14 protein-coding genes are annotated in these 14,108 nt (G+C 69.5%); 11 read left to right on the top strand and 3 right to left on the bottom strand.

What is annotated here, in order from left to right:
* The first annotated feature begins 52 nt into the window (after positions 1–52).
* From GF068_RS03685 to GF068_RS03650, 7 genes are all read left to right on the top strand, one after another.
* Positions 53–1,477 carry a peptidase associated/transthyretin-like domain-containing protein gene (locus GF068_RS03685; protein ID WP_153817870.1) on the top strand — a complete coding sequence of 475 codons (1,425 nt, stop codon included), beginning with the start codon at positions 53–55 and terminating at the stop codon, positions 1,475–1,477.
* Positions 1,478–1,517: 40 nt separating this feature from the next.
* Positions 1,518–2,648, top strand: a complete 1,131-nt coding sequence (locus tag GF068_RS03675) for an SUMF1/EgtB/PvdO family nonheme iron enzyme (protein WP_206079388.1) — start codon at positions 1,518–1,520, stop codon at positions 2,646–2,648.
* A 118-nt stretch (positions 2,649–2,766) separates the two neighbouring features.
* On the top strand, positions 2,767–4,386 hold the full coding sequence (locus GF068_RS03670) for a serine/threonine protein kinase (protein WP_153817868.1): 1,620 nt from the start codon (positions 2,767–2,769) through the stop codon (positions 4,384–4,386).
* On the top strand, positions 4,386–5,165 hold the full coding sequence (locus tag GF068_RS03665; RefSeq protein WP_153817867.1) for a tetratricopeptide repeat protein: 780 nt from the start codon (positions 4,386–4,388) through the stop codon (positions 5,163–5,165). The genes GF068_RS03670 and GF068_RS03665 overlap by 1 nt, the downstream gene beginning before the upstream one ends.
* Positions 5,165–5,911 carry a hypothetical protein gene (locus GF068_RS03660; RefSeq protein ID WP_153817866.1) on the top strand — a complete coding sequence of 249 codons (747 nt, stop codon included), beginning with the start codon at positions 5,165–5,167 and terminating at the stop codon, positions 5,909–5,911. Before GF068_RS03665 ends, GF068_RS03660 begins: the two co-directional genes overlap by 1 nt.
* A 54-nt stretch (positions 5,912–5,965) precedes the next feature.
* Positions 5,966–7,144 carry a VESA1 domain-containing protein gene (locus GF068_RS03655; protein WP_153817865.1) on the top strand — a complete coding sequence of 393 codons (1,179 nt, stop codon included), beginning with the start codon at positions 5,966–5,968 and terminating at the stop codon, positions 7,142–7,144.
* A 4-nt stretch (positions 7,145–7,148) separates the two neighbouring features.
* Positions 7,149–8,525, top strand: a complete 1,377-nt coding sequence (locus tag GF068_RS03650) for a glycogen synthase (RefSeq protein ID WP_153817864.1) — start codon at positions 7,149–7,151, stop codon at positions 8,523–8,525.
* On the opposite strand, the gene GF068_RS03645 is transcribed toward GF068_RS03650, so the two are convergent.
* The gene (locus GF068_RS03645; RefSeq protein WP_153817863.1) at positions 8,491–9,003 is read right to left on the bottom strand and encodes a hypothetical protein; all 513 of its coding nucleotides are present in this window, start codon (positions 9,001–9,003) and stop codon (positions 8,491–8,493) included. The genes GF068_RS03650 and GF068_RS03645 overlap by 35 nt on opposite strands.
* A 230-nt stretch (positions 9,004–9,233) precedes the next feature.
* On the opposite strand from GF068_RS03645, the gene GF068_RS03640 reads away from it, so the two are divergent.
* The 4 genes from GF068_RS03640 to GF068_RS03625 all read left to right on the top strand — a co-directional run bounded on the left by GF068_RS03640 (position 9,234) and on the right by GF068_RS03625 (position 11,902).
* Complete coding sequence (locus GF068_RS03640; protein ID WP_153817862.1) at positions 9,234–9,905, top strand: TetR/AcrR family transcriptional regulator; 672 nt, start codon at positions 9,234–9,236, stop codon at positions 9,903–9,905.
* Between the two features lie 37 nt (positions 9,906–9,942).
* Complete coding sequence (locus GF068_RS03635) at positions 9,943–10,290, top strand: ArsR/SmtB family transcription factor (protein ID WP_153817861.1); 348 nt, start codon at positions 9,943–9,945, stop codon at positions 10,288–10,290.
* A gap of 65 nt (positions 10,291–10,355) precedes the next feature.
* The gene (gene arsB, locus GF068_RS03630) at positions 10,356–11,471 is read left to right on the top strand and encodes an ACR3 family arsenite efflux transporter (protein WP_153817860.1); all 1,116 of its coding nucleotides are present in this window, start codon (positions 10,356–10,358) and stop codon (positions 11,469–11,471) included.
* 5 nt (positions 11,472–11,476) lie between these two features.
* Positions 11,477–11,902 carry an arsenate reductase ArsC gene (locus GF068_RS03625; protein ID WP_153817859.1) on the top strand — a complete coding sequence of 142 codons (426 nt, stop codon included), beginning with the start codon at positions 11,477–11,479 and terminating at the stop codon, positions 11,900–11,902.
* A 15-nt stretch (positions 11,903–11,917) separates the two neighbouring features.
* Here the strand turns inward: GF068_RS03625 and GF068_RS03620 are convergent, their stop codons facing one another.
* Both GF068_RS03620 and GF068_RS03615 read right to left on the bottom strand, forming a co-directional pair.
* The gene (locus GF068_RS03620; protein WP_153817858.1) at positions 11,918–12,280 is read right to left on the bottom strand and encodes a response regulator; all 363 of its coding nucleotides are present in this window, start codon (positions 12,278–12,280) and stop codon (positions 11,918–11,920) included.
* A 59-nt stretch (positions 12,281–12,339) separates the two neighbouring features.
* The gene (locus tag GF068_RS03615) at positions 12,340–13,887 is read right to left on the bottom strand and encodes a sensor histidine kinase (RefSeq protein ID WP_153817857.1); all 1,548 of its coding nucleotides are present in this window, start codon (positions 13,885–13,887) and stop codon (positions 12,340–12,342) included.
* Between the last annotated feature and the right edge of the window lie 221 nt (positions 13,888–14,108).

Raw genomic sequence — 14,108 nt, 5'->3', positions numbered from 1 at the left:
CGCTGGCTCGGGTTCTTTGCTTGGCGCCGCGGGCGCCGGGAGAGGCAGCGACATGAGAAGCAAACACGCGGTTTGCGTGGGGATCGGCGCGACTTTTTTGATCCTCGCCGGGCTCTCGGCGAGCGCTTGTGGTGGCGGCAGCGGGACGCCGGGCTCGGGAGGCTCTGGCACGGCCCAGGGCGGCATGGGCGGCATGGGCCAGGGCGGCACCGGCAACGACGGCGTCGGCGGCAACATCTTCACGGGCGGCGGGCCGCCCTGCGAGAACCTCGAGTGCCAGCAGGTGAGCTGCGCCGGCGGCGCCAAGACCACCGTGTCCGGCAAGGTCTACGATCCCGCCGGCAAGACCCCGCTCTACAACGTCACCGTCTACATCCCGAACAAGCCCCTCTCGCCGCTCCCCGAGGGCGCGAGTTGTGATCAATGCGGCTCCGTCCTCTCGGGTGACCCGGTGGTCAGTGCGCTCACGGACACCGAGGGCAAGTTCGTCCTGGAAGACGTCCCCGTCGGCAAGGACATCCCGCTCGTGATCCAGGTCGGCAAGTGGCGCCGGCAGATCGTGTTGCCGGCCGTCACCGAGTGCGTCGACAACCCGCTCGCCGATCCCCAGGTCACGCGCCTGCCGCGCAACCAGTCCGAGGGTGATTTGCCGCATATCGCGCTCACCACGGGCGGCGCGGATCCGCTCGAGTGCCTCCTGCGCAAGATCGGCATCGACGACGCCGAGTTCACGCCTGCGGACGGCGGCGGCCGCGTCCAGCTCTTCGCCGGCCCCGGCGGCTCGAACAAATATGCCTCCTCGCTCAACAACGGCGCGAGCTTCGCGGCCGCGACGACCCTCTGGAGCAGCGTCGACAGCCTCAAGAAATACGACATCGTCCTCATGGCCTGCGAGGCCGCGCAGAACACGAGCCAGAAGCCCCAGGCCGCGCGTCAGGCCATGTTCGAGTATGCCTCGCAGGGCGGCCGCATCTTCGCCTCGCACTGGCACAACTACTGGCTCGAGGAGGGCCCCGAGCCCTTCCCGCAGACGGCGGTCTTCAACCACCAGGCCGACCTCGCGAACCCCTTCACCGCGAAGATCGACGACACCTTCCCCAAGGGCGCCGCGCTCCGCGACTGGCTCGTCAACGTCAGCGCCTCGACCACCCCCGGAGAGCTCGTCATCAAGGAGGGGCAACACACGGTCGACGACGTCAACCCGGCCATCTCGCGCCGCTGGATTTATGGCGAATCGCCGGCCTCGGTCCAGTACCTCACCTTCAACACGCCGATCGCCGTGCCCGAGGAGAACCAGTGCGGGCGCGTGGTCTTCAGCGACATCCACGTCTCGTCGGGCGACGACGTCGGCGATCCGTTCCCGACCGGCTGCGAGACGACGGAGCTCTCGCCGCAGGAGAAGGCGCTGCTCTTCATGCTCTTCGACCTCTCGGCCTGCATCCAGCCCGACGACGAGCCGCCCGTGCCGCCGAAATGAGGCTGGCGCGTGATCCGCGCTCGACTATGGGAGGGCGTGTATGCGGATCGTCACGTCTCTCCCTTCGATCGTCGCGGCCGTCGTGTTTTTCGCAGCCTGCGGTGCCGCCACCCCCGAGCCCGTGACGGGCGGCCCGCCGCCGCCGCCCCCGCCTCCGCCGCCTCCCGCCGCCGCCGTCCCCACCGCCGCGCCCGCTGACACGGCCCCGGCCGACGCGCCGCCTGCCGCGAGCGTCATGGCCACGCCTGCGCCCGTGCCCGTGCCCGACGCCGAGCCTTCGGCGTGCCCCCCGGACATGAAGCTCGTCGAGGGCGAGTACTGCACCGAGGTCGAGCACAAGTGCAAGAAGCAGTGGTTCGACAAATCGAACAAGAAAGAGGTCTGCGAGGAGTTCGAGCCCTGGAGCAAGTGCGTCGGCAAGAAGGTGAAGAAGCGTTACTGCGTCGACACCTACGAATGGCCGAACCAGAAGGGCGTGCGGCCGGAGGTGATGAACCGCTTCCACCAGGCGCAGATCAAATGCGCCTCCGTCGGCAAGCGCATGTGCACCGAGTCCGAGTGGAACTTCGCGTGCGAGGGCCCCGAGATGAAGCCCTTCCCGCACGGCTACGTCCGCGACGCGGCCAAGTGCAACGGGGACCATCTCTGGGACGGCCCCAACATGAAGAAGGTCGCCGCGCGTGATCCCGGCGAGCTCGCGCGCCTCTGGAAGGGCGTGCCGAGCGGCTCGCAGCCGAGCTGCATCAGCGATTTCGGCGTCGCCGACATGCCGGCCAACACCGACGAGGTCGTCGCCAGCGAGCAACCCAAGGGCTCGCGGCGCGCGCACTTCGACAGCGTCCACACCGGCGGCCCCTGGTACAAGGGCGTGCGCAACCAGTGCCGCCCCAAGGTCTACACGCACGACGAGGACTTTTATTATTACTTCTTGAGCTTCCGCTGCTGCGCCGAGGCCGACGGCAAACCCACCGATCCTCGCACGCCGTGGCAGGTCCGCGACAAGTGGACCATCGAGAAGGTCGAGAAGCGGGCCGGGTTCACCATCGCCGAGATGCAGAAGAAGCTCGAGCTGAAGAAGCAGGGCCAGTGCACCTGCGCGGAGAAAGACATCCTCTGCAAGACCATGTGCGGCACGTTGCTCGGCCCCGGCGCCGTCGACGCGAAACACTGACCGGCGGGTCAGCCCCGGAAACTCCAGTTACCGGGGAGGCGAGGTGCAGGCTCGTCCGGCGCGCGGCGAACGCCGGGTGTTTGTGGCGCGCGCGTCAAAGGTGTACCTTGGGCGTCCCATGTCGGAGTCCCAGGACGTCCCCGAGCGCCTCGGTCGCTACGAGATCGTAGAGCGGCTCGCGTCCGGCGGCATGGGCGAGGTCTTCATCGCGCGCTTCGTCGCGCCCGGCGGCTTCGTGAAGCCCGTCGCCGTGAAGCGGATCCACCCGTTTCTGGCCGAGGACGAGACCTTCATCCACATGCTGCACGACGAGGCCAACGTCGCCGCGGCCATCCGTCACCCGAACATCATCTCGACGATCGACGTCGGCCACGAGGCGGGCAACCACTTCGTCGTCCTCGACTACGCGAACGGCGATCCGCTGCAGCGCATGCTGCGCGACCTCAAGAAGCACCACGGCGCCGCGTTCCCGGACTGGATGGTCGCGTGGATCGGCGCCGAGGTCGCGTCCGCGCTGCACGCCGCGCACGAGGCGAAGACCCTCGAAGGCGAGTCGCTCGAGATCATCCACCGCGACGTCTCGACCTCCAACGTGATCCTCTCCGACGCGGGTCACCCGATGCTCTTCGACTTCGGCGTCGCCAAGGCGAAGCAGCGCCTGGTGCAGACGTCGCACGGCGAGCTGAAGGGCAAGCTCCCGTATATGGCCCCCGAGACGTTCCGCGGCGAGGTCGTGGATCGCACGGTCGACGTCTTCAGCCTCGGCGTGATGCTCTACGAGCTCTGCACGGGCCAGTCGCCCTTCGCGCGGGACTCCGATCTCGAGACGATCATGGCGCTGCAGAGCGCCGTGGTGGAGGCGCCGAGCCGCCTGCGCGACGTGATCCACGCCTCGCTCGATCCCATCGTGATGCGCACGATGGCGCGGGATCGCGCCGAGCGATATCCGACGGCCCTCGCCGTGGAGAACGAGCTCCGCGCCTGGGCGCGCGCTCGCGGCGCTCCGCACGACGCCGCCGCGGCCGCCGCGTGGATCGTCGAGACGTTCCCCGACCGATGCGCGTGGCGCAGAGGCCTGCTCGCGCGTGTGGCGAGCGGCGCGCCGCGTGAGCGCAGCGCGATCGGCTCCTCGCCGCGCCTCGGCACGTCGGGCTCGGGCTCGTTCCTCCCGGCCTCCCAGCGCGTGGGCCTCCCGGCGGCGCCGATCGAGCCCACGCAAATCCTGACGCCGACCCCGGGCTCGGCGCAGTCGACGCCCGGCCTCCAGGTCATGACGCCCGCGCCGAGCAGCTACGTGCCTTTTGCTCCGCCGTCCACCAACCCCGGCGTCACGTCGAGCGCGTCGATCCCGGGCTTCGCGCACGGCGATCCGCAGGCGTTCGGGCCTCCGCGCAGCTCGGTGTCGATGGGGTACGTCTTCATCGGCGTGTTCGTCACGCTGCTGATCGGCGGCGGCGCGCTCGTCTTCTTGAGCACGCGAGGCGGCGACGCGGACACCGAAACCGCGGCCGCGTCGCCGACGCCTTCCGCCGTGTCGCCCGTCCCCACGCCGACGCCCTCGCCCTCTCCCTCGATCGTGCCGGCGGCGCTCACCGCGCCCTCGGCCTCGGCCTCGGCTTCTGCTGCGCCGGCCGCGTCTGCCCGGCCCGCCTTCAAGGCCCCCACGACGGCCCCCAAGACTGGCTCGACTTCGTACTCCACGAAGAAGGGCGGACCTCTCGTTCGGAGCTACGACTGATGCGTCGTTCGCCGCTGCGATGGCTCGCCATCGCCCCCGTCGTCGCTTGCCTCTTCGTCACGCCCGTCGCGCTCGGCGCGGGCCCGGCCAAACCCACGCCCGAGCAGCGCCAGGCGCGCGCCCTCTTCGACCAGGGCCTCGCGCTCAGCGACGAGGGCAAGTGGGCCGAGGCGCTCGAGGTCTTCCGCAAGTCCGACGATCTCGTCCCCTCGATCAGCGTGCGCTTCAACATCGCCGCCTCGCTCCGCGCGCTCGGCCGCTACGTCGAGGCGCGCGACAGCCTCGACGGCGCGATCGCCGACGCCGAGTCGAACAAGACGCCCATCAAGCCCGCGCTCAAGACGGAGATCGACAAGCTGCGTGAAGACGTCGCGGCGAAGATCGTGCGCATCGAGCTCCGGAAGAGCCCCGCGGACGCCGACGTGAACCTCGACGGCAGCCCCGTGAAGCTCGCGGGCGACGGCCGCGTCGAGCTCGACCCGGGCAAGCACGTCTTCGTGATCAGCGCCAAGGGCCACGACACGACCACCCTCACGAAGACGCTCTCGCAGGAGGACAGCGTCCTCGTGCTCACGGCGCCGCGCTCCGCGGTCGTGGAGGCGCCCAAGGAGAAGCCCTTCTACAAGCGCGGCTGGTTCTGGGGCACCGTCGGCGCCGTCGTCGCGGGTGGCGTCGCGGTCACCGTCATCGTGGTGGCCACGCGCCCCGACGCGACGCCCGCGGCTGCGCCTCCGACGAGCACCGTCGATCGTGTCTTCCCTGCGGTCGTGAGGTTTTGATGCGCCCGCGTCCTGCGCCTCGTCCCCGTCGCAGGGCGGCGGCCCTGCTCGCCGCGGGCTCCGTCGTCTCGGTCTGTGGTGCCTTCGCGGCGAGCGGCCTCGTCACCGCGTGTGGCCCCGAGACAGCGGCGAACCCGAGTTACCTCCTCGTCGAGCTCGTCCCCGCCGAGAGCGCCTCCGCGGAGCCTGCCGCGGCGCGTGTCGTGGTCTCGGGCGCGGCGGGCGACATCGCCACGTTTTGCGTCCGCCTCGGCGGCGACACCCCTGCGAGCTTCGTCCTCGAGCGTGGCGCGGGCAAATCTGCCTCCGATCGGATCACCGTCGAGGTCCTCGCGTTCGCGGCCCTGAGCGGCCAGGAGACCGCTGCGCTCGGCAAGGAGTTCGCTTGCCCGGCCACGCTCCCGCCGGCCCTCACCGGCGCGCAGGTCATCGAGACCGACTTCTGCGAGGCGCAGACACGCCGGCTCGTCTTTCACGTCGGCGCGGTCTGCGCGTGCGCCGAAGAGGACGCGGGCGCGGGTGACGCGGGCGCGGGTGACGCGGGCGCGGGTGACGCGGGCGCGGGTGACGCGGGCGCGGGTGACGCGGGCGCGGGTGACGCGGGCGTCCCCGACGCGGGCGAGGTCCCTTGTGGATGTGCGGGTGGCTTCACCTGCGGCGCAGGCCTCACGAGCGCTGGCCAGAGCTGCGGCCCGGCCATGTGTTGTGTGACGACGCTATCGGCCGCCTGCGCGCTCGAGACTTGACGAGGACGCCCGTTCGGATTGCGCCCGCGCCGCGATCGGCGCGACGATGATTCCATGTCCCGGCGGCCTGCACCTCTCGCGCTCCGCGGCGTCGCTTTCGTGGCGCTCGCTTTTTTCCTCGTCGTCTGCGGCTTGCATTGCGGGAGCGACGTCGTGACGCTCGCGTCCACCGACGTTACGCTCGTCATGGGCGTCGGGCCGGAGTGCGCCGCGGACCTCCGCGCGATCGCGCTCGACGTCGAGACGGGGGATCACCTCGACGTCTCCGAGACCATCCCCATCGAGGGCGTCGCGGCGCTGCCTGTCCCGCGGCGGATCCTGCTCGCGGCGCCCGCGGGCGCGAGCCACAACGCGCTCGCCACGTTCGAGTTCGCCGTCGAGGGAGGCGGGAGCGTCGCCTCGACGCGCGACATCACCTTCGCCGCGGGCACCACGGGCCGCATCCCGCTCATCTTGCCGTGTGTGTGCATCGGCCAGGATTGCCAGAAGGGATACCTCTGCACCGAGGATCCTCCGGGCAGCGGCGAGACCACCTGCGTTCCGCAGTTGAACTGCGGTGACGGCGCGTGTGTCCCTGGCGAGTCGTGTGGCCCTTGCCCGCAGGACTGCGGCTGCGACTGCGGCGACGGCGTCTGCGAAGGCACCGAGACGTGCTCGAGCTGCTCGCTCGACTGCGGCAAGTGTTGCGGCAACGGCGCGTGTGACTTCGGCGAGACGTGCGCGAGCTGCTCGAAGGACTGCGGCGTGTGCTGCGGCAACGACAAGTGCGACTTCGGCGAGACGTGCGCGAGCTGCGTCGAGGACTGCGGCGAGTGCTGCGGCAACGGCAAGTGCGACTCCGGCGAGACCTGCTCCACCTGCGAGGAAGACTGCGGCAAGTGCTGCGGCGACGGCACCTGCGCGGACGACGAGACGTGCGCGACTTGCCCGGGCGATTGTGGCGACTGCTGCGGCAACGGCGCGTGTGACTTCGGCGAGACGTGCGCGAGCTGCGTCGAGGACTGCGGCCCCACGTGCGGCGACGGTGCCTGTCACTGCAGCGAGATCCTGACGTGCCCGAGCGACTGCCCCGTGAGCTTCTGCGGCGACGGCGTGTGCGCGCCCTACGAGACCGGATGCGACTGCCCCGACGATTGTGGCCTCTGCGCCAGCATCTGCGGCGACGGCGCATGTGTACCCGGCAGCGAGAACGCTTGCTCCTGCCCGCAGGACTGCGGCGTCTGTCCGCCTTGATGGGATGAAGGTCCTCCACGTCGCGGCCGAGCTCGCGCCGCTCGTTCGTTTTGGCGGCATCGCAGACGGCGTCGCCGGGCTCGCCCGCGCCCTCGCGCGCCTCGGCCACGACGTCACCGTGGTGATCCCCGCGCCTCCGGGCGTAGCGCTCGAGCACGAGCTCTCCCTCGCGCCGGGCCTCCGCGCCCGCGTCGTCGTGATCCCCGACGTCCCCGCGCACCTCGGCGTCTACGGCCGCGAGGGCGACGGCGAGCACGAAAACGCGCGGCGCTTCGCCCTCTTCGCGCGCGCCGCCGCCGCCATGGCCGCGGGCTTCGACGTGGTGCACGTGCACGACTGGCCCGGCGCGGCCGTCCCGTACCTGCTCCGCGAGGCCGGCGCCTCGCGCCCTCGCAGCGTGCTCACGATCCACAACCTCGCCTTTCAGGGCGTCTTCCCGCCGGAGACGGTGGAGCTCCTCGGCCTCGGCCCCTCGCACTTCCGCCCGGGCGCCCTCGAGTTCCATGGCCGCGTGAACCTGCTCAAGGCCGGCCTCCTCGCCGCCGACGCCGTCACCACGGTCTCGCCCACGTACGCCCGCGAGATCCTCGACCCCGCCTGCGGCGAGCTGCTCGACGGCGTGTTGCGCGCGCGGGCAGGGCAGGGCCGCGGCGTGCTCGGCATCCTCAACGGCATCGACCTCGACGCCTGGGATCCTGCGCGAGATCCCGCGCTCGCCGCGCCCTTTGGCCCCGACGATCTCGAAGGCAAGCGGGTCTGCAAGCGCGCCTTCCTCGCGGAAGAGGGGCTCGACGTCGACGACGCGCGCCCGCTCGTCGCCTCACTCGGCCGGATCGTCCCGCAAAAAGGCGCGGACCTCATCGCCGCGTCGATCGCGCCTCTCTGCCGCGCCGGCGCGACCGTCGTCGTGGCCGGGGCCGGCGACGCGCCGCTCGAACGCGCCCTCGCCGCCGCCGCCGCCGCGCACCCGGCCCACGCGTGTTACCTCGGCCGCGTCTCCGATCCACGCGCCCGCCGCTTGCTCGCCGCGGCCGACCTCCTGATCATGCCCTCCCGCTTCGAGCCTTGTGGCGTCGTGCAGCTCGAAGCGCAGCGTTACGGCGCCGTGCCCGTCGCTCGGCGCACCGGCGGCCTCGCCGACACCCTCGTCGACGAAACGGCCCATCCGGGCCGCGGCACCGCCTTCCTCTTCGACGCGCCTGCTGCCGACGCCCTCGTCCTCGCGGTCCGCCGCGCCATGGCGCACCTCGGCGGCCCGGACGGCGCCTCCTTGCGCCGCCGCGTCCTTCGCCTCTCACCTGGCTGGGAGCGCCCGGCGGGCCTCTACGCGCACCTCTACGGCCGGCTCAGTGTGTCGGGAACGGCGCCGTGTACCGCATGAAGCGCCGCAGGTAGGGCGTGTCGAACTGCACCTTCGTGATCCGCTGCACGGGGATCATCGTCGGCGCCTCGTCCCAGCGCCCGAGCGCGTCCACGTAGTGCAAGAGCACCGTGTCCTCGCCGATCTCGAGCAGCCGGCCGAGGTAGAAGTCGCCGTCGCTGTCGCCTTCGTCCTCGCACTCGATGATGACGTCGGCGTAGTGCATCTGGATCGAGCGCAGCGCGGCGGGGAAGCCGCGCAGGTCGACCTCGAAGGGCAGGCGCAGCCCTCCGAGCAGGCCCTCGCCGGTGAGCATGCGGTCCCAGTGCTCCTCGTGGGGGCCGCGCTCGTACGCCAGCACGTCTTCCACGCGGAAGAGCGTGTAGCCGTCGGGCTCGAAGTCATCGAAGCAGTGGATGAGCCCGAGCTCGGAGCCGAGGCCCAGGAGGTACCCATGCAGCGACGGCTCGCCCGACAGGCGCCGCTCGAGGCGAATCATGTTCCCCGTCCCAACGTGCTCGACCAGCGTCGCGTACATGGCTCTCCGCGCAAAAATCCAGCAGAACAGCGGCAGCATAGAAGCAGGGGCGGAAGGTCGGCAAGATTCCGCGCGCGAGACAATCGCCGCTCGCCTGGGCCAGCGCTCGGACCGCGGACGGTTCCCGTTGACCCACCTGGGAGACTCCTGCTACGCCAGCCTGGACGAACGTTCCTTCAGAAAATCCCGTCATGAGCGCACTCAGGGCCTCACGTCTGCGGGCTGGAAAGGCGACCCTCCCGCCGTCCTCCGTGCCCGAGGGCACGCGGCGACGGATCCTGGAGGTGGCCCTGCAGCTCTTCGCGAACAGAGGTTTTCACGGCACCTCGGTCCGCGACATGGCCAAGGCGCTGAACCTGCAGCCGAGCGCGCTCTACGCGCACTTTCCCTCCAAGGATCACGTCCTCGCGGAGCTCGTCCGCGTGGGCCACGAGGTGCATGCATCCGCCTTGCGGGCGGCGCTCCTGGACGCGGGCGCCGATCCGGTCGATCAACTGTGCGCGCTCATTCGTGTCCACACCGTCTTGCACGCGACGTATCCGCACCTGGCGGTGGTGGTCAATGAAGAGATTTATTCGTTGAGCGCCGAGCTCGCCGCTCCAGCGCTCGCGATTCGTGAAGAGGCCAGGGCGCTCGTCCTCCAGGTCGTCGAGCGAGGGGTGGCATTGGGGCATTTTTCCCTCCCCGACAAGGGGGCGACCTTGGCGGCGCTCTCTGCGATGGGCGTGCGCATTCCATACTGGTACGAGCCGTCCGAGCAGCTCCCCGTCGACGCGCTGGCCGACGTGCATGTCGAGCTCTCGCTGCGTTTGCTTCGAGGCCCACGCGAGGGGCCGATCGCCGGTCCTGCCGAGGGCGCTTGACGCGACCTGCGCCCTGCCGTTATATCGTCCTTCGACGATGAAAGGTGACGCACCCCCCGGGCCCTCCTGCTGTCCTGCGCCGAACACCGCGCAGGACCTGCGCCCGGTGGAAGGGCGGGAGGCCGATGAGGAGCTGGCGGCGCTGGCCAAGGCCATTGCTCACCCTGCCCGGGTGCAGATCCTCCGCATCCTCGCCCGGAAGACCTCGTGTATCTGCGGGGACATCGTGGACGAGCTGCCGCTCGCGCAGTCGACCGTCTCGCAACACCTGAAGATCCTGAAGGAAGCCGGGCTCGTCCGTGGCGAGGTCGACGGGCCGCGTGTCTGTTACTGCATCGAACCCGCCGCCCTCCGGCGCCTCAAGGCGCTCGTGGGTGGGCTCTGAGTTTTTTTTGCCTTCTTCATCGATCATCGACGATGAACGAACGGAAGCAAGGACGAGCTGACGACATGCAATCCGCGAACGCCGGCATCGCCGGCAAGCTCTCGTTCCTCGATCGTTACCTGACGTTGTGGATCTTCCTCGCCATGGGCCTCGGCGTGGCCCTCGGCTACGCGGCGCCCGGCTTCACGGCGTTCTTGAATCGCCTCAGCGTGGGCACGACCTCGATCCCGATCGCCATCGGGCTCATCGTGATGATGTATCCCCCGCTCGCGAAGGTCCGCTACGAGCAGCTCGGGCAGGTATTTCGCAACAATCGCGTGCTCGCGCTCTCGCTCGTGCAGAACTGGATCATCGGCCCGGCCTTGATGTTCGGCCTCGCCGTGCTCTTCCTGCACGACAAACCCGAATACATGCTGGGGCTCATCCTCATCGGGCTCGCGCGCTGCATCGCGATGGTCATCGTCTGGAACGACCTCGCGAAGGGCGACACCGAATACTGCGCCGGGCTCGTCGCCTTCAACTCGATCTTCCAGGTGCTGTTTTTCTCGGTGTACGCGTATTTCTTCGCGACACTCCTGCCCTCCTGGCTCGGGCTCGAGGGCGCGGTCGTGAACATCACCATCCTCGAGATCGCGAAGAGCGTCGCCATTTACCTGGGCGTCCCGTTCGCGGCCGGGTTCCTCACGCGCCGGGTGCTCGTGTCTTCCAGGGGGGTCGACTGGTATCAGCAGCGCTTCGTCCCGCGCATCGGGCCGATCACGCTCGTCGCGTTGCTCTTCACCATCGTGGTGATGTTCTCCCTGAAGGGCGAGACCATCGTCGAGCTCCCGCTCGACGTGCTCCGGATCGCGGCGCCGCTCCTGATTTACTTCGTCGTGATGTTCTTCGTCTCGTTTTTCCTGAGCAAGCGCGTCGGCTCGAATTACAAGCAGGCCGCCACGTTGTCTTTCACCGCGTCGTCGAACAACTTCGAGCTCGCCATCGCGGTCGCCATCGCGACGTTCGGGATCCATAGCGGAGCGGCGTTCGCGGCCGTCATCGGTCCGCTCGTCGAGGTGCCCGTCCTGATCGGGCTCGTCCACGTCGCGCTCTGGCTGGGCAAGCGGTTTTTCCCGGGCGGGGTCGATGTCGTACCGGCGCCCTGCGCGCAGACCCCCACGGAATCGGAGGCCCACGGATGACGCCCATGTCCACCCCCAGGAGCATTCTGTTTCTCTGCGTCGCGAACTCGGCCCGCAGCCAGATGGCGGAAGGCCTCGCGCGCAAGCTCTTTGGTGATCACGTCCGGGTCCAGAGCGCCGGCAGCCGCCCGTCCCGCGTCAACCCCTTCGCCATCGAAGTGACGCGCGAGCTCGGCATCGACTTGACCACGCACGCCTCGAAATCGGTGGACACGATCGAGCCAGTGTCGGTCGATCTCGTCATCACGCTCTGCGCCGAGGAGGTTTGTCCCGTCTTTCTGGGCAAGGTCCCGCGGCTCCACTGGCCCATCCCCGATCCCGCGAGTGACGACCCGACGTTATCACGCGAGCAGATGATCGAGCGTTTCCGCGCGGCCCGCGGGCAGATCCAGGCTCGCCTGGAGGAGCTCGCGAGACGCCTCGACGGATGAGCCTCGATCGCGCTTTCAGGGCGCGCCGCAGGCGTTGCGCACCTCCTCCAGGATCACCGTCGGGCCGACGGGTTTGGGCAAGAGCCGTGTCCCGGGGGGAGGATCCACCGTCGAGGCGGCCGAGATCGCTATCACGGGGACCGGGGCGAACCGCGCGCTCTCACGGAGCCGGCGGATCAACTCGACGCCGTCCATCACCGGCATCAGGAGATCCACCAGCATGAGGCAGGGGAGCTTGCCCGCCTCGAGCTGCTCGAGCCGCGAGAGCGCGTCCGCTCCGTTTTTCGCGGTCACGACGTGGTACCCCTCTTCCTCCAGGAAATCCCGCATCGTCTCGCGAATATCCTCGTTATCGTCCACGACGAGAACCTGGCACATTACGAGACTATAGCCCCCTCGAGCTCTCGCGCTCTACGGTTTTGAGGTGCCCTGCGTCGTCAGGCGGGAGAGCGCGGCGCGCGCGGCAGCTCCACGGTGAACGTCGCGCCTGCGCCGAGCTCGCTCTGCACGCGGACGGTCCCGCCGAGCGCCGTGACGAGCTCTCGGCTGAGCCATAACCCGAGGCCGAGGCCGCCATAGTGCCGCTCGGAGGCCGCGCGCTCGAACCGCTCGAAGATGCGCCCCTGATCCGCCTCCGCGATGCCGATCCCCCGGTCCTTCACCCGGAGGATCACGACGTCCTCGCGCGCCTCCACCTCCACCGTGATCGGCTTGCCTTGACCGTATTTCAGGGCGTTCGTGAAAAGATTCGTGACGATCTGATCGAGCCGCAGACGATCCCAGCGCCCGACGGCGCCCTCCGCGATGTGGAGCTCGAGCTCGGCGCCTTCGCTCCTCGCCGCCTGCTTGTGCCGCTGGACGACCTCGCGGACGACCTCGCCGAGGTCCACGTCGGCGAGGGCGAGTTCGAACTTTCCGCCTGCGATGCGGGCGACGTCGAGCAATACGCTGACGAGCTCCTCGAGCCGCCGGGTTTGCCGCTCGAGGACGGCGGCGCGTTTCTCCAGCCGCTCCGGCGTCAAGCGGTCGAGGCGCCGCTCCCGGGCCGACTCGAGCAGCAGCTCGGCCTCGAAGCGCAGCGGGGTGAGCGGGGTCTTCAGCTCGTGGGCGGCGACGGCGAGGAAGACGTCGCGGCTCCGGACGGCCTCCTGCGACCGCGCGAGCAGCCGCTCGCGTTCTTCGGCGATGCGTCTCTCCTCTTCGACGTCCGTGCACGTGCCGAACCATTTCACGATGCGGCCGTGTTTGTCCCTGAGCGGCAGCCCGCGAACGAGGAACCAGCGGTAGACGCCGTCGTGGCGCCGCAGCCGGCCGTCGACCCCGTACGCGTCACCCGTCCGGAGGCTCTCTCTCCAGCCCGCGAGCACGCTCTCCACGTCGTCGGGATGCACGATCGTGTGCCATTCCGTCTCGAGGTCCACCTCCGGCCCGGCATACTCGATGAACCGTCGATTGAAATAGTCCGGCGTGCCGTCCGGGGACGTGGTCCAGACGAGGTGCGGGATCGTCTCCGCGAGCGTCTCGCGCGTGTTCTCGTAGAGGGCCGCGAGCTCGACGTTGAGCTGCTCGACGCGGACGCCGCGCTCGTGCGCCAGGCGCGCCGCGCCGGCGAGCGCGATGGCCTTCGGCACGAGCGGAAAGAGCAGCACGGCCGTGCCCACCGACGCGACGGCCGTGACGGCGCGGATGGATCCGTCGAGCCAGTAGACGGGCGTCCATATCACCCAGACGTCCATGAAGTGGGTGAACCCGCACGTGATGATGAAGACCCCGAAACAAAGGTACATCCATTGAAAAGGTATGTCCCGGATGCGGCGGACGATGTACGCGAGGGTGAGCGAGATCGAGAGGTAAGCCGCGCCGATCGCGAGGTTCGAGAGCACCTGGAGCCATACGAGGCCCGGCTCCCAGAAATAACAATGTCCGTGCGGCATGAAATCCGCGGAGAACAGGCGCTTCAGCGTCTCCCACAGCGTCGGCTTCATCGGCGTGCTCGGTAATCTTCCGTGCTGCCGGCGCCGGCGCCAGCCCGCGCGTGTCGCATCGATCGGCGCCGGTCACGCTCGACCCGAACATTGCGAGCAGCCCGCAGCGTGACGAGCTCTCGTCAGGTCTCGTCCCTCGGGCCACGCGCCAAGATTTCGCGGAGCGGGGTCGGGTCGGCGGCTTGACATCTGAACCGCCCACGAGGACCCTGCCCGTGAGG

The organism is Polyangium spumosum, assembly GCF_009649845.1.
GTDB lineage: Bacteria > Myxococcota_A > Polyangia > Polyangiales > Polyangiaceae > Polyangium > Polyangium spumosum.
This window is presented reverse-complemented; position numbering and strand designations above follow the sequence as displayed.

Coding starts and splice junctions, on each gene's coding strand:
- arsB (WP_153817860.1), top strand. CDS start 10,356: ATGCAATCCGCGAACGCCGGCATCGCCGGCAAGCTCTCGTTCCTCGAT.
- GF068_RS03665 (WP_153817867.1), top strand. CDS start 4,386: ATGCGTCGTTCGCCGCTGCGATGGCTCGCCATCGCCCCCGTCGTCGCT.
- GF068_RS03670 (WP_153817868.1), top strand. CDS start 2,767: ATGTCGGAGTCCCAGGACGTCCCCGAGCGCCTCGGTCGCTACGAGATC.
- GF068_RS03615 (WP_153817857.1), bottom strand. CDS start 13,887: ATGAAGCCGACGCTGTGGGAGACGCTGAAGCGCCTGTTCTCCGCGGAT.
- GF068_RS03675 (WP_206079388.1), top strand. CDS start 1,518: ATGCGGATCGTCACGTCTCTCCCTTCGATCGTCGCGGCCGTCGTGTTT.
- GF068_RS03655 (WP_153817865.1), top strand. CDS start 5,966: ATGTCCCGGCGGCCTGCACCTCTCGCGCTCCGCGGCGTCGCTTTCGTG.
- GF068_RS03640 (WP_153817862.1), top strand. CDS start 9,234: ATGAGCGCACTCAGGGCCTCACGTCTGCGGGCTGGAAAGGCGACCCTC.
- GF068_RS03625 (WP_153817859.1), top strand. CDS start 11,477: ATGTCCACCCCCAGGAGCATTCTGTTTCTCTGCGTCGCGAACTCGGCC.
- GF068_RS03650 (WP_153817864.1), top strand. CDS start 7,149: ATGAAGGTCCTCCACGTCGCGGCCGAGCTCGCGCCGCTCGTTCGTTTT.
- GF068_RS03635 (WP_153817861.1), top strand. CDS start 9,943: ATGAAAGGTGACGCACCCCCCGGGCCCTCCTGCTGTCCTGCGCCGAAC.
- GF068_RS03660 (WP_153817866.1), top strand. CDS start 5,165: ATGCGCCCGCGTCCTGCGCCTCGTCCCCGTCGCAGGGCGGCGGCCCTG.
- GF068_RS03645 (WP_153817863.1), bottom strand. CDS start 9,003: ATGATTCGCCTCGAGCGGCGCCTGTCGGGCGAGCCGTCGCTGCATGGG.
- GF068_RS03620 (WP_153817858.1), bottom strand. CDS start 12,280: ATGTGCCAGGTTCTCGTCGTGGACGATAACGAGGATATTCGCGAGACG.
- GF068_RS03685 (WP_153817870.1), top strand. CDS start 53: ATGAGAAGCAAACACGCGGTTTGCGTGGGGATCGGCGCGACTTTTTTG.